At 67.4% G+C, this 12,942-nt stretch carries 15 protein-coding genes; 14 read left to right on the top strand and 1 reads right to left on the bottom strand.

The annotated features are described in order from the left end of the window. The first annotated feature begins 173 nt into the window (after positions 1 to 173). The 9 genes from ACO06P_RS20610 to ACO06P_RS20570 all read left to right on the top strand — a co-directional run bounded on the left by ACO06P_RS20610 (position 174) and on the right by ACO06P_RS20570 (position 7,257). Positions 174 to 584, top strand: coding sequence for an ArsR/SmtB family transcription factor (locus ACO06P_RS20610; RefSeq protein ID WP_420347104.1), 411 nt, complete (start codon positions 174 to 176; stop codon positions 582 to 584). 345 nt (positions 585 to 929) lie between these two features. After that, positions 930 to 1,376, top strand: a complete 447-nt coding sequence (locus ACO06P_RS20605; RefSeq protein ID WP_420347103.1) for a helix-turn-helix domain-containing protein — start codon at positions 930 to 932, stop codon at positions 1,374 to 1,376. 142 nt (positions 1,377 to 1,518) lie between these two features. Then, a complete protein-coding gene (locus tag ACO06P_RS20600; protein ID WP_420347102.1) occupies positions 1,519 to 1,968 on the top strand; it encodes a thermonuclease family protein in 450 nt (149 codons plus the stop codon). A gap of 122 nt (positions 1,969 to 2,090) precedes the next feature. Beyond that, positions 2,091 to 2,603 carry a hypothetical protein gene (locus ACO06P_RS20595; RefSeq protein ID WP_420347101.1) on the top strand — a complete coding sequence of 171 codons (513 nt, stop codon included), beginning with the start codon at positions 2,091 to 2,093 and terminating at the stop codon, positions 2,601 to 2,603. Beyond that, on the top strand, positions 2,600 to 3,232 hold the full coding sequence (locus tag ACO06P_RS20590; RefSeq protein WP_420347100.1) for a hypothetical protein: 633 nt from the start codon (positions 2,600 to 2,602) through the stop codon (positions 3,230 to 3,232). Before ACO06P_RS20595 ends, ACO06P_RS20590 begins: the two co-directional genes overlap by 4 nt. 155 nt (positions 3,233 to 3,387) lie before the next feature. Further along, positions 3,388 to 4,437, top strand: coding sequence for a tRNA preQ1(34) S-adenosylmethionine ribosyltransferase-isomerase QueA (gene queA, locus ACO06P_RS20585; protein ID WP_420347099.1), 1,050 nt, complete (start codon positions 3,388 to 3,390; stop codon positions 4,435 to 4,437). Then, positions 4,434 to 5,591 (top strand): tRNA guanosine(34) transglycosylase Tgt, encoded by a 1,158-nt coding sequence (tgt, locus tag ACO06P_RS20580; protein WP_420347098.1) that lies wholly within the window; start codon positions 4,434 to 4,436, stop codon positions 5,589 to 5,591. Before queA ends, tgt begins: the two co-directional genes overlap by 4 nt. After that, a complete protein-coding gene (gene queG, locus ACO06P_RS20575; protein ID WP_420349663.1) occupies positions 5,536 to 6,699 on the top strand; it encodes a tRNA epoxyqueuosine(34) reductase QueG in 1,164 nt (387 codons plus the stop codon). The genes tgt and queG overlap by 56 nt, the downstream gene beginning before the upstream one ends. Positions 6,700 to 6,702: 3 nt before the next feature. After that, on the top strand, positions 6,703 to 7,257 hold the full coding sequence (locus tag ACO06P_RS20570) for an AAA family ATPase (protein ID WP_420347097.1): 555 nt from the start codon (positions 6,703 to 6,705) through the stop codon (positions 7,255 to 7,257). A gap of 25 nt (positions 7,258 to 7,282) precedes the next feature. On the opposite strand, the gene ACO06P_RS20565 is transcribed toward ACO06P_RS20570, so the two are convergent. After that, on the bottom strand, positions 7,283 to 7,660 hold the full coding sequence (locus ACO06P_RS20565; protein WP_420347096.1) for a hypothetical protein: 378 nt from the start codon (positions 7,658 to 7,660) through the stop codon (positions 7,283 to 7,285). A gap of 363 nt (positions 7,661 to 8,023) precedes the next feature. Here ACO06P_RS20565 and cysG point away from each other — a divergent pair, with 363 nt between their 5' ends. From cysG to ACO06P_RS20540, 5 genes are all read left to right on the top strand, one after another. Beyond that, complete coding sequence (cysG, locus tag ACO06P_RS20560) at positions 8,024 to 9,457, top strand: siroheme synthase CysG (RefSeq protein ID WP_420347095.1); 1,434 nt, start codon at positions 8,024 to 8,026, stop codon at positions 9,455 to 9,457. 14 nt (positions 9,458 to 9,471) lie between these two features. Continuing rightward, a complete protein-coding gene (locus ACO06P_RS20555; RefSeq protein ID WP_420347094.1) occupies positions 9,472 to 9,792 on the top strand; it encodes a DUF2849 domain-containing protein in 321 nt (106 codons plus the stop codon). A gap of 20 nt (positions 9,793 to 9,812) precedes the next feature. After that, positions 9,813 to 11,468, top strand: coding sequence for a nitrite/sulfite reductase (locus tag ACO06P_RS20550; RefSeq protein ID WP_420347093.1), 1,656 nt, complete (start codon positions 9,813 to 9,815; stop codon positions 11,466 to 11,468). Continuing rightward, a complete protein-coding gene (locus ACO06P_RS20545) occupies positions 11,455 to 12,024 on the top strand; it encodes a DUF934 domain-containing protein (RefSeq protein WP_420347092.1) in 570 nt (189 codons plus the stop codon). The genes ACO06P_RS20550 and ACO06P_RS20545 overlap by 14 nt, the downstream gene beginning before the upstream one ends. An 81-nt stretch (positions 12,025 to 12,105) precedes the next feature. After that, positions 12,106 to 12,873 carry a phosphoadenylyl-sulfate reductase gene (locus ACO06P_RS20540; RefSeq protein ID WP_420347091.1) on the top strand — a complete coding sequence of 256 codons (768 nt, stop codon included), beginning with the start codon at positions 12,106 to 12,108 and terminating at the stop codon, positions 12,871 to 12,873. Positions 12,874 to 12,942: the final 69 nt, after the last annotated feature.

Here is a 12,942-nt window from a genome sequence, read left to right as displayed (position 1 = left end):
ACATCCGTTGTTAGTAAAATAGAGGTCCTCCACGGCGAATCGGCGCCATTCCCCCAGAAATCCCGCCGTTCCGCAAGACTTCGGAAAACCTCACCGCCTTTCGGATAATTGGGAACAAAAAAAGTTCGCGGCTTGCGCTTGACCTGCCCCACCCCCGAACAACGTTTCCTAATATGCCATACGGACCACTTCTTCTGACCGCCGGACGGGCGAGCCGCCTGCTCAAAGCCATGGGCAATGAGCGGCGCCTGGTAATCCTCTGCCACCTGTCCGAACGCGAACACTCCGTGACCGAGCTTTGCCGGCTGGTTGGGCTCAGTCAATCCGCCCTGTCCCAACATCTGGCCAAGCTTCGCCGGGACAACCTGGTGAAGACCCGCCGCAACGCGCAAACGGTGCTCTACTCGGTATCCAGCCCCGAGGTGGGCAAGATGTTGAGCGCCCTGAGCGAGCTCTACGTGAACTGCTGCGCGGCGCGGCAGCCCGCACCGACCGATACCGCTTCGGTGGACGGCGCTGCCAGCCGCTCCGGCGGCGCAGAGACAGCGGCCGAGGGCGCAGCCCTGCGCAAGCCCAGCACCTGAGCCAAACCGACCGGGCCTCGCATAGAGGAATTGATTCTTCTGTCGAGCCGCATCCGCGCCCGTTCGCCTGCCTAGACGCTGCAGCGCGGAGAAGGCTGCACGCGCTGGTTTACGATGCCTCTGCACGTTTTGACCTGCGATGTTCGCGGCGTTTCTTTCGCGCGTGCCGGGCCGGTCGTTCAACCCAGTGTTGTTCATGAACAAATGAATACGTCTGCATGAACAAATCGATCACTTGATCCGCGAGAAGCTTGCGCAGTAAGTCTGCGCGGTCACCCTTTGAGACAAAACTCCGAATCACCAACCCATCGCCGCGGGGTCATTCAGAATGAGAGAAATGACAGCGTGTCTGAGACTCCCACGATTACTCCCGCAAAGCCCGACCCCGTCGACGTCTCCATAGGTTCCAGGTTGCGGCTCCGGCGCCTGGCCCTTGGCCTCAGCCAGAGCAGCCTGGCGAACTCTTTGGGTATTACATTTCAGCAGATTCAGAAATACGAGCGCGGCACCAACCGTATCGTCGCCAGCCGCCTTTACCGCCTGTCCCAGGTTCTGCAGGTCCCGGTTCAGTATTTCTTCCAGGAGCTCTCCGCCAGAGAAGCGCCCGGACAGCCGCCCGCCGCCGGCCAGACCGACATCGAGTCACCGGAACGTGTGTCCGACCTGATGACCCAGCGTGATATGCTTCGTCTCGTCCAAGCCTACAGCCGAATTGAGGATGCCACGGTCCGGCGGCAGATCTATGCATTGGTCAAGACAATCGGCGAGCATCGCTGCGGTCCTTCCTGCTGAGGGGCCTGCTGAGAGGTCTTTCGGCGGGTCAAGTAACGGGCGTCGGCGTGCCCCGGCTGCAGCCGGGACGGGCCTTTTCGTCCTGGCCGCCCTTGCTGTGGCCTGGTCTCAGCAGAGCGCCCGGTCCGAGAGCGGTTCGCCGGTGCGCGGCACGGCCGAGATCATCGATGGCGACTCGCTCTCCGTTGCCGGGCAGAACTACGATCTGGCCGGGGTCGATGCGCCCGAGCTGGCGCAGCGCTGCACCCGCAAAGAGCGCTTCTATGACTGTGGATTGCTTGCGCAGGCGGCCCTTATGGATCTGACCGCCGGTGTCGAGGTCGAATGCCGGCGGCTGAAAGGCCGCGCCGCATCCGCCGATGTACCGCTGGCGCGCTGCACCGCGGCGGGATACGACCTCTCGGAGGGCATGATCTACACCGGCTGGGCTCTGGTCCGGCCTGATGACGATCCCGCAGAGCGCTATGGGGCGCTCTTCGGTCCGATTCAGCACGGCGCGGAGGAAGCCCGGCGCGGCCTCTGGAAAGGCGAGTTCGTCGCGCCCTGGGCCTGGCGCGACGGCCAGCGTCTGGCGGGCGAAGCGGGCCGATAAGCCGGCGGCATCGGCGCCGTGAAACGGCTTCTGCGGATGCATTGTCTCTGGACGCCAAGGCCACTGCAGCGCCACTATGGCGGCTGTTGACTGCAGTGCCTTCGGGGGAAGGAACGATGGCGGTGGCACGACTTCCGACGATGACAGCGGCCTTGAGCCTGCTTGGTCTTTCTGCGCTCTGGCCGGTCCCCGCCGCAGCCCAGGACGGCGGCTACTTTTCACCCACCTATGCGTCCTCTGCCCAGGGCTCTCCCTATCGCGACGTCTACTCCCGAACCTTCGGATCGGCGACAGCCGCCCCTGAAGCCCTGCAGACCCCTCGTGCCGCCGCGCCAGTGGCCGCCTCCGGCCCCGCCGGTGAGGTCGTCTTCGTCATCGACAGCAAGGGGCTGGCCACGTATCGCGCAGACGATTACGCCGGCGGTCGTGGCGATGCGATTGCGCGCGGAGCGGTTCCGCCGATGCCGGAAACGGCAACCATCGCCGGGGCCGTGCCGCAGGTCCCCACCGTTGCGGACAACCTCTACCTGCGGCCGCCGCTGGAAACCGCCGGCGGGCCGCAGCCGGCCACGCCGGTGCTGCTCATTCCCTCACCCGAAACCAAGGCCCCGACGAGCGCCTCGGGCGAACAGTGAGTCGCACCGCCGTCTTCGAGCGTTTCCAAAGCGGCCGCAGAGCCCTTGCAGAAGCGATCGCCGCGCTGCCGCAGGCCGATGCCGTTTCGCTCCCGCTGCTGGGGCCAGAGGCCATCGAAGCCTTGATCGCGGACTCTCAAAGCCTGCGCTACCGCCCGGCACGACCGGTGATCGGAGAAGGCGACAAGCGCGTCTGGCAGGACTGCGAAGTGAGCTGCGCGGTTCCCGATGACGGCGCTCTTGCCGCCTGCGCTGCGGCGCTGGACGCCGCCTTCACCGATGCCCTGGCACTGTTGACGCCGCCGCCCCTGACGGAAGGCTTTGCCGTCAACGATCTCATCGTCCAGCGCTACCCCAAAGGCTCCGGCGGGATCACGCCCCACCGCGACCATATCGCCTACCGCGGCCTCATCTCCGTCATCACCCTGAGCGGACGCTGCCGCTTTGCGGTCTGCCGCGACCGCAGCGGGGCGGAGGCCCGGGCGGTGGCGGCGCCGCCCGGCTGGCTGGTGCTGATGCGCGGACCAGGGCTCTATGGCAGAACCGACCGCCCCTTTCACTTCGTCGACCGCTTCGAGACGCCGCGGGTCAGCGTCGGCCTGCGCTACGACCGCAGACTGGCGGTTTGACCGGCCGCCGGTTCTTCAGCGGTGCCTCTCCTGGGAACCAGCCGGGGAGTTCACCGGGGTGCTTGGCCTGTCCCCGCGCGGGTGATACGACAACCGTCCCGGCTTTCGCCCTGAACCGAACACCTCCCAGATCCGGCCTTCGCCCAGAAACCGCCATGCGCACCGACGACTTCGATTTCGACCTGCCGCGCGCGCTGATCGCCCAGCATCCGATCGAGCCGCGCGAGACCGCGCGCCTGCTGCATGTGGGGCCGGTTCTGGCGGACCGGACCATCGCCGACCTGCCCCGCCTGTTGCGCCCCGGCGACCTGCTGGTCATCAACGACACCAAGGTGATCCCGGCGCGGCTGACCGGCACAAGGGGCAGCAGCGGCATCGAGGTCACCCTGCACAAGGCGGTGGACGCCGGCACCTCGGCCAGGACCTGGAAGGCTTTTGCGCGCCCGGCGCGTAAGCTCTCTGCCGGCGACCGGATCGTTTTCGCCGAGGACTTCGGCGCCGCGGTCGCCGAAAAGGGCGAGGGCGGCGAAGTCACCCTGGTCTTCGACGAAGCGGGCAGCGACCTGCTGGCCGCGTTGGACCGCCACGGGATCATGCCGCTGCCGCCCTACATCAAGCGCGACTCCGGGGGCGATCCGCAGGACCGGGAGGACTACCAGACGGTCTTCGCGGAACGGGCCGGCGCCGTCGCCGCGCCCACCGCCGGCCTGCACTTCACCGAGAGCCTGCTGGCCGCACTCGAAGGGGCCGGGATCGACCGGGTGGCGGTCACCCTGCATGTCGGCGCCGGCACCTTCCTGCCGGTGAAGACAGACGACCCCGCCGCCCACCGGATGCACAGCGAGACCGGCGAAATCACCCGCGACGCCGCGGACAGGATCAATGCTGTCCGGGCCGCTGGCGGGCGCATCGTCGCGGTCGGCACCACCGCGCTGCGCCTGCTGGAGAGCGTTGCCGCGGACGACGGCACGGTCACGCCCTTCGTCGGCGACACCGATCTTTTCATCCTGCCGGGCCACCGCTTCAAGGCCGTGGACCTGCTGCTGACCAACTTCCACCTGCCGCGGTCGACCCTTTTCATGCTGGTCTGCGCTTTTGCCGGCAAGGCGCGCATGGAGGCCGCCTACGCCCACGCCGTCGCTGAGCAGTACCGCTTCTACTCCTACGGCGATGCCTGCCTGCTGGAGCCGGAGGGCGCCCGGTGAACAGGGCCGAACAAACCGCTGCCGGCGCCCACGGCCTCCGCTTTGCGGTCAGTGCCGTCGACGGCAAGGCCCGCCGCGGGCAGCTTGAGACGGCGCACGGGACGATCAATACGCCCGCCTTCATGACCGTCGGCACCGCCGCCACCGTGAAGGGACTGACTCCTGACCAGGTGCGCGAAAGCGGGGCCGAGATCCTGCTCGCCAACACCTACCACCTGATGCTGCGCCCAGGGGCGGAGCGGGTTGCGCGCCTGGGCGGCCTGCATCGTTTCATGAACTGGCCGCGGCCGATCCTGACGGATTCCGGCGGCTACCAGGTGATGTCGCTGCAGGAACTGCGCAAGATCACCGAGGAGGGCGTCACCTTCCGCTCCCACCTGGATGGCGAGCGCCACGCCCTGACGCCGGAGCGGGCGGTGGAAATCCAGGAGCTTCTCGACGCCAACATCACCATGGTGCTCGACGAGTGCACGCCTTACCCGGCGACGGAGGCGGAAGCGCGCGAGTCCATGGAGCGTTCCATGCGCTGGGCGGCCCGCTGCCACAAGGCCTTTACCGTGCGGCCGGGCTATGGGCTCTTCGGCATCGTCCAGGGCGGTGTCTATCCGGCGCTGCGGCGTGCCTCCGCCGAGGCGCTGATCGAGATCGGTTTCGACGGCTATGCGGTCGGCGGGCTGGCCGTCGGCGAGGGACAGGCGGTGATGTTCGAGGTGCTGGACGCCACGGTCCCGCATATGCCGGCAACCCATCCGCGCTATCTCATGGGCGTCGGCAAGCCGGCGGACATCGTCGGCGCCGTCGCCCGCGGCATCGATATATTCGACTGCGTGCTGCCGACCCGATCGGGGCGCACCGGCCAGGCCTTCACCCGCCGCGGCAGCGTGAACATCCGCAACGCGCGCCATCAGGACGATGCCCGCCCGCTGGATCCGGACTGCCCCTGCCCGACCTGCACCAACTACTCCCGCGCCTATCTGCACCATCTCTTCAAGGCGAAGGAGATGCTTGGCCCGATCCTGCTGACCCGCCACAATCTGGCCTATTATCAGGAACTCATGGCCGGCCTGCGCCAGGCAATCGAGGACCAGCGGCTTGACGATTTCATCGCAGCGTTTACCGGGCAACAGGACGCGGGAGACCTCCCTGCCCTCTAAAAAGGCGGCAATCCGGGAGCGGGCCCTGGCGCTGGGGTTCGACGCCGTGGGCTTTGCCAGGGCGGAGGTCGCCCCCGACGCAGCCGCCGCGCTGAAGGAGTTCCTGGCGGCGGGCTATCACGGTGAGATGGACTGGCTGGCCCGCAATGCGGAACGCCGCGCCAACCCGAAGGCGCTCTGGCCGGAAGCGCGCAGCGTCGTCGTTCTGGGCCAGAACTACGGCCCCGCCGAAGACCCCCTGGCGCTGCTGGACGAACCGCAGCGTGCGGCAATCTCCGTCTACGCCCGCAACGCCGACTATCACGACCTGATGAAGAAGCGTCTGAAGGCCCTGGCGCGCTGGATGCATGAGGATCTGGCGGCCGGAGTGAAGGTCTTCGTCGACACCGCGCCGGTGATGGAAAAACACCTGGCGCAGGCCGGCGGCCTCGGCTGGCAGGGCAAACACAGCAACCTCGTGTCGCGCGCGCTGGGCTCCTGGCTGTTTCTCGGCGAGGTCTACACCGATCTGGAAGTCGAAGCCGACAGGGCGGAAAGCGATCACTGCGGAAGCTGCCGCAACTGTCTCGACATCTGCCCTACCGACGCCTTCCCGGCCCCCTACAAACTCGACGCGCGGCGCTGCATCTCTTACCTCACCATCGAACACAAGGGGCCGATCCCGCTGGAGTTCCGCAAGGCCATGGGCAACCGCATCTACGGCTGCGACGACTGCCTTGCCGTCTGCCCCTGGAACAAGTTCGCGCAGCCGACCCGCGAGGCCGCCTTCCTGCCCCGTGCCGAACTCACCGCGCCGCGGCTGGCCGACTTTCTCGACCTCGACGACGCCGGCTTTCGCAGGCTCTTTGCCGGCTCGCCCATCAAGCGCATCGGGCGCGACCGCTTCCTGCGCAATGTGCTGATCGCCCTTGGCAACGCCGGGAACAAGGCACCAGCAAAAGCAATCGAGGCCCTGCTGAATGACCCTTCCGCGCTGGTACGCGGCGCGGCGGTCTGGGCCCTGCTCTGCCTGTTGCCGCAGGAAGCCGTCGCGCGCCTGCGCAGCAGACATGCGGCCGCCGAGAGCGACCCCGGCGTCCTCGACGAATGGGCCCGGCTCGACTCCTGAGCGATGATCCGATTGCACATCACCGGCGCTTCCGGCAGCGGCACCTCGACCCTGGGCCATGCGCTCTCAGAGCATCTGGGGGTGGCCCGCTTCGATACCGATGAATTCTACTGGCAGCCAGGCGATCCGCCCTACACGCTGAAACGACCGGTCGAGGAGCGTCTGCGCCTGTTGAACAGGGCCTTCGCCGAGGCCGGATCATGGGTGCTTTCCGGCTCCATCGGCCATTGGGGCGCGCCGCTCATCCCACAGTTCGACCTGGTGATTTTCCTCTCAGTGCCCACCGGGGTGCGCCTGGAACGCCTGCGCCGGCGGGAGGTCGAGCGCTACGGCAACCGGATCGAACCCGGCGGCGACCGCCATGACGCCAGCATCGCTTTTCTTGAGTGGGCCGCCGAGTACGAAATCGGCCCCCCGGAAGGGCGGAGCCGCGAAATGCACGAAACCTGGCTGGAAACCCTCCCCTGCCCGGTTCTGCGCCTGGAAGGGGACCGAGCGGTGGTCAGCCAGCGCGCCGACAGCCTGGCAGCTCTCGCCCGGCACGGGCTGCCGGTCTGAGGCAGGACAGACCTTTTCGGCCCGGTTATTGGGGTTGGGAGGCTGTCGGCCGCTTGGCCTTGTCCGGCGGGAAGCAGACGAAATTGACCCGGTTGGGTTGGGTCAGCGAACAGCCGTTCCAGAAAACGTCCTCGTTCTTGCGCACCAGGCGCCCGCCGTCGCAGATGTAGGCCGCTTCGTCGTCGACTTCCGAATCCTCGTTCACCGCCGGGCTGTAGCAAAGGCCGAAGGCATAGGGCCGCAACCGCGGCAGCAGGCCGGCGCTTTCCGCCCGAGCGGACTCCACGGCCTCGTCCGAACCGGAAACCTGAAACGGCATGGCGCTGCAGGCACCCAGAAGACCCATCGCCACGACGCAAAGCAACGGCGCCGCCAAACGCCCGGCAGACAACCCACGGATCATTCAATCACTCCCTCGAGACGGCCGCTCCCTCGAGACGGCTGATTGCTTTCCTGCGGCCGCGGTGACGGCCCCCCTCCAGCGCATTGATACGCAGGCGGCGGCCCCCTGTCATCCGGGAAGCTCCGTATCATCTAATGCACACTATTAGTTAGTGTAATACCCAATTTATACATTTTCCTATGGACAATTGAAAATGATCACCCTACGTTTTTTGTGAAATTGGCCCGGGCATGCCTAGCACCGACCGCCACTGGCCGATTGCAAACTGGGTACGGCACTCTAACACACTGACTTGTATCGGATTTTCGTTTCGCAGCATGCTGCCGCGGCAACGGAGACCCGACCGGCACGAAAGCAGGACCCATGCGGTATTTCCCGGCCTTCCACGATCTTTCCAGCCGCTCCGCCCTGTTGGTGGGGGGCGGCGAACTGGCGCTGCGCAAGCTGCGCCTGCTGCTGAAGGCGCACGCCAAGGTCACCCTGGTGGCGCCGCGCCTCAGCACCGATATGGCCGAGCAGGCCCGCGACAGCCGGGTCCTATGGATGTGTCGTCCGTTCAGGACCGAAGACGTCCGGGGACGCGCCCTGGTGATCTCCGCCAGCGGCAAGCCGGCCGTGGACGAGGCGGTGGCCGCAGCGGCGGCCGAAGCCGGCGTCGCCGTCAACGTGGTTGATCGGCCCGACCTTTCCAGTTTCATCATGCCGGCGGTGATCGACCGCGACCCCCTGGTGATCGGTATCTCCAGCGGCGGCGACGCGCCGATCCTGGCGCGCCAGCTGCGGGCCCGGATCGAAGCGATGCTGCCGGCCCGCCTCGGCGCCCTGGCGCGCTTTGCCGGAACCTTCCGCGCCGCCGTCGGCGCGACCATTCCCCCCGCAGGCCGCCGGCGCTTCTGGGAGCGGTTCTTTACCGGACCGGTCGCCGAAGAAGTACTGGCCGGGCGCGAAACCGCAGCCCGCGAGGCCATGCTGGGCCTGATCAACGGCCCGGCGTCGCAGGCCGCGCCGGCCGGTTCGGTCGCCATCGTCGGCGCCGGTCCGGGCGACCCGGACCTGCTGACCTTCAAGGCCCTGCGCCGCCTGCAGGAAGCCGATGTCGTGCTCTACGACAAGCTGGTCGGCCCGGAAATCGTCGACTATGCGCGCCGCGATGCGGAGCGGATCTACGTCGGCAAGGCCAAGGCCAACCACAGCAAGAGCCAGGACGAGATCAACGCCCTGATGGCCGAGCACGCCCTGGCCGGACACCGGGTGGTGCGCCTGAAGGGCGGCGACCCCTTCATCTTCGGGCGCGGCGGCGAGGAAATGGATTATCTGGAGGCCCGCGGGGTCACGGTCGAGGTCGTCCCGGGCGTAACGGCGGCGGCGGGCTGCGCCGCGGCAGCGGGCATTCCGCTCACCCTGCGGGGCACGGCCCTGGCCGTCACCTTCATCACCGGCCATGCGCGGGACGGCGAGCCGGATCTGGACTGGACGAGCCTGGCCAGCGGCAAACAGACCTTGGCGGTCTACATGGGCGTCTCGACAGCCGGCGTTGTCGCGAAGCGCCTGATCGAACACGGGCTCTCCGCCGGGACCCCCGTCGCGGTGATCGAGAACGGCACCCGCGACGACCAGCGCATCGTCACCGGGCGGCTGGAGGACCTGGATCTGCGCCTGCGGCAGGCGGCGGTCACGGGACCTGCGCTCATCATCATCGGCGAAGTCGCCCGCAAGGCCATGACCGGCGAAGACCGTGGCCTGGAGGCCGAACTGACCGCCCTCCCCCGGCGCTTGCCCGAAGCGTTGGCCGTCTGACGGAGATCACAGCGATGCCCCAGAAACCTGTGCCTCTGAAAGCCGTCACCGCCAACCGCCTGCGCGAAGGCGATGTCGTCTATCTCACCGAAAGCGGCCTGTGGACGGCCTGGCTGAACCAAGCCGTAACCAGCAACGACAGCGCCGCCCAGGACGACTTGCTGAAGCGTGCGGAGGCCGACGTGGCCGCACGCAAGATCGTCGGCCCCTATCTGGTCGAGGTCACCGAGGTGGACGGCATCCTGCAGCCGCTGTCCACCCGGGAGACCATCCGTGCCGCCGGCCCGACCGTGCGCGCCGACTATCGTAAAGCCCCCTTGGTGGCGGAAGCCTAGGGCGAGAGGAACACAAGACGATGTACCGCTACGACGAATTCGATCTGGCCTTTGTCCGTCAGCGCACCGCCCAGTTCCGCGGACAGGTGGAACGCCGTCTCTCCGGTGAACTGAGCGAAGAAGAGTTCCGGCCCCTGCGCCTGATGAACGGGCTCTACCTGCAGCTTCACGCCTATATGCTGCGCGTTGCCGTGCCCTACGGCACGCTGTCGTCGCGCCAGATGCGTAGGCTGGCCAGCGTCGCGCGCGACTACGACCGCGGCTACGGCCACTTCACCACGCGCCAGAACATCCAGTACAACTGGCCGAAGCTGGAAGACGTGCCGAAGATCCTGGAGGAGTTGGCCGAGGTCGAGATGCACGCCATTCAGACCAGCGGCAACTGCATCCGCAACGTCACCGCCGACCACTTCGCCGGCGCCAGCGCCGACGAAATCGAGGACCCGCGCATCTACGGCGAGATCATCCGCCAGTGGTCGACCCTGCACCCGGAATTCTCGTTCCTGCCGCGCAAGTTCAAGATCGCCATCACCGGTGCGCCCAACGACCGCGCCGCTGTGCGCTTCCACGACATCGGCCTGCAGGTCCGCCGCAACGCGGCCGGCAAGGTCGGCTTCGAGGTGATCGTCGGCGGCGGCCAGGGCCGCACCCCGGTGATCGGCACCACCATCCGCGAGTTCTTGCCCAAGGCCCACCTGCTGAGCTACCTGGAGGCCATCCTGCGGGTCTACAACCAGCTCGGCCGGCGCGACAACCTCTACAAGGCGCGCATCAAGATCCTGGTGCAGCAGACCGGCGCCGAGGCGTTCACCCGCCTGGTCGAAGAGGAATGGGCGCATCTGAAAGACGGCGCACTCACCCTGCCGGCCGAGGAGATCGCCCGCATCGAGAGCTACTTCGCCCCGCCGGCCTTTGAGGACCTGCCGGAGAGTGACCGCGGCTTCGAGGCGCGGCGCTTCGAGGATCGGGACTTCGCCCGCTGGGTGCGCAGCAACGTCTCCGCCCACAAGGTCCCCGGCTATGCCATCGTCTCCATCTCGCTGAAGCCCGAGGGCGAGGCGCCCGGCGATGCCAGCGCCGCGCAGATGGACGCCGTGGCCGACCTGGCGGAAGCGTTCAGCTTCGATGAGATCCGCGTCACCCACGAACAGAACCTGGTGCTGCCGCACGTGAAGCTCAGCGATCTGGCCAAGGTCTGGGAGATGCTGGTCCAGCACGGCCTGGGCACGCCCAACATCGGTCTCGTCTCCGATATCATCGCTTGCCCCGGGCTTGATTACTGCAACCTGGCCAACGCCCGCTCCATTCCCGTCGCCCAGCGCATCACCCAGCGCTTCAGCGACCTCAACCGCCAGCACGAGATCGGCGATCTGAAGATCAAGATCTCCGGCTGCATCAATGCCTGCGGCCACCATCATGCCGGCCACATCGGCATCCTGGGCGTCGACAAGAAGGGCGAGGAGTTCTACCAGATCACCCTGGGCGGCAGCGCCGATGAAAACGCCGCCGTCGGCAAGATCGTCGGCCCTGCGTTCTCCTACGACGCGGTGGTCGATGCCGTCGACAACATCGTCGAGACCTACCTGGATCTGCGCCAGGACAACGAGAAGTTCAACGATACATACGCCCGTGTCGGCATCGCGCCGTTCAAGGAGAAGCTCTATGCCGCTGCTTAAAGACGGACGGATCGCCGACGACCCCTGGTCCGACCTCCCCGAGACGTCCGAACCGGCAGACGACGCGCCGGCAAACGACAGCCAAACCGCGCCGACGGAGACCCCTTCTCTGGAGGTGGACCTGATCGTCACGCTGGATCAGTGGCGCGATCAGCGCGCGGCGCTGCTGCGCCGCAACGGCCGCCTGGGCCTGCGTCTGGCCAGCGACCAGCCGCCCGAAGACATCGCTGGAGACCTGAAGCACTTCGACCTCATCGCCCTGGAGTTCCCGAAGTTCAACGACGGACGCGCCTATTCCTATGCGCGCCTGCTGCGGGAGCGCCACGGCTTCAAGGGCGAACTGCGGGCCGTCGGCAATGTGCTGCGCGACCAGCTCTTCTTCATGCTGCGCTGTGGCTTCGACAGCTTCGCGGTGGCGGACGAGAAGACCGCGGCGGCCTGGAAGGACGCCATCGAGGAAATCCAGATCTGGTACCAGCCGACTGCAGACGGCCGTGCGCCCAGCGGCGCGCTCGGCGCCGGCTTCCGATCTTCGCGCGCGGTTGCTGCCGAGTAGCGCCGCAAGTCACAGAGCTCGGGCAAGAGCCTGGACCGGGGAGTCGCAAGAGTGCTGGCCTCACGGACGAGCAGATCGGCGTTGACGGTTCGCCCCGCGGCCAACCAGGACCGGGCCCTGCGGCTGCAGGAGCGCGCCCGCCTTCTGGAGCTGCGCTACGGCGCCGCCGCCAGCGAGGTAGACAGCGAGACGGTGCTGGAAGCGGCGATCAAGCATGTCTTTCCCGGACGCATCGCCGTGGTGTCGTCCTTCGGCGCGGAGTCCGCTGTGCTGCTGGACCTCGTCGCCCAGGTCGACCCCGCGACCCCGGTGATCTTCCTGGAGACCGGGAAACACTTTCCGGAGACCCTCGCCTACCGCGACCGCCTGGCGGAGCGGCTGGGACTGACAGACCTGCGCTCGGTGACGCCGGCGACCGAGGATCTTGCCCGCGCCGATGCGGACGGCACCCTGTGGCGGCGCAACCCGGACCTCTGCTGCCGCCTGCGCAAGGTGCTGCCGCTGGAGCGGGCCCTCAGCGGCTTCAGTGCCTGGATCAACGGCCGCAAGCGGTTCCAGGGCGGCCTGCGCGGCCAGATCCCGGTCTTCGAGGCCGAGTCCGGCCGCATCAAGGTTAACCCCCTGGCGCAGTGGGATTCCGCAGAGCTGCGCCGGGCCTTCGAGTCGCGGGGCCTGCCGGCCCATCCGCTTACAGACCAGGGCTATGCCTCCATCGGCTGCGCGCCCTGCACGGCCCCCTCCGGGGGCCCTGAGGGCGCTTCCCGCAGCGGGCGCTGGCAGGGCAGCGCCAAGACCGAATGCGGTATCCACAAGGCTCCCTGGGCGCGGCGCCCCAACCCCCTCGTTTAGAGCCCCCCTCGTTTAGCGCCCCATCGTCCAGCACGCCTGCCCGGCGCGCCCTTTCTTAACCACGTCCGT

Source organism: Pelagibius sp. (genome assembly GCF_965227505.1).
Classification (GTDB): domain Bacteria; phylum Pseudomonadota; class Alphaproteobacteria; order Kiloniellales; family Kiloniellaceae; genus Pelagibius.
This window is presented reverse-complemented; position numbering and strand designations above follow the sequence as displayed.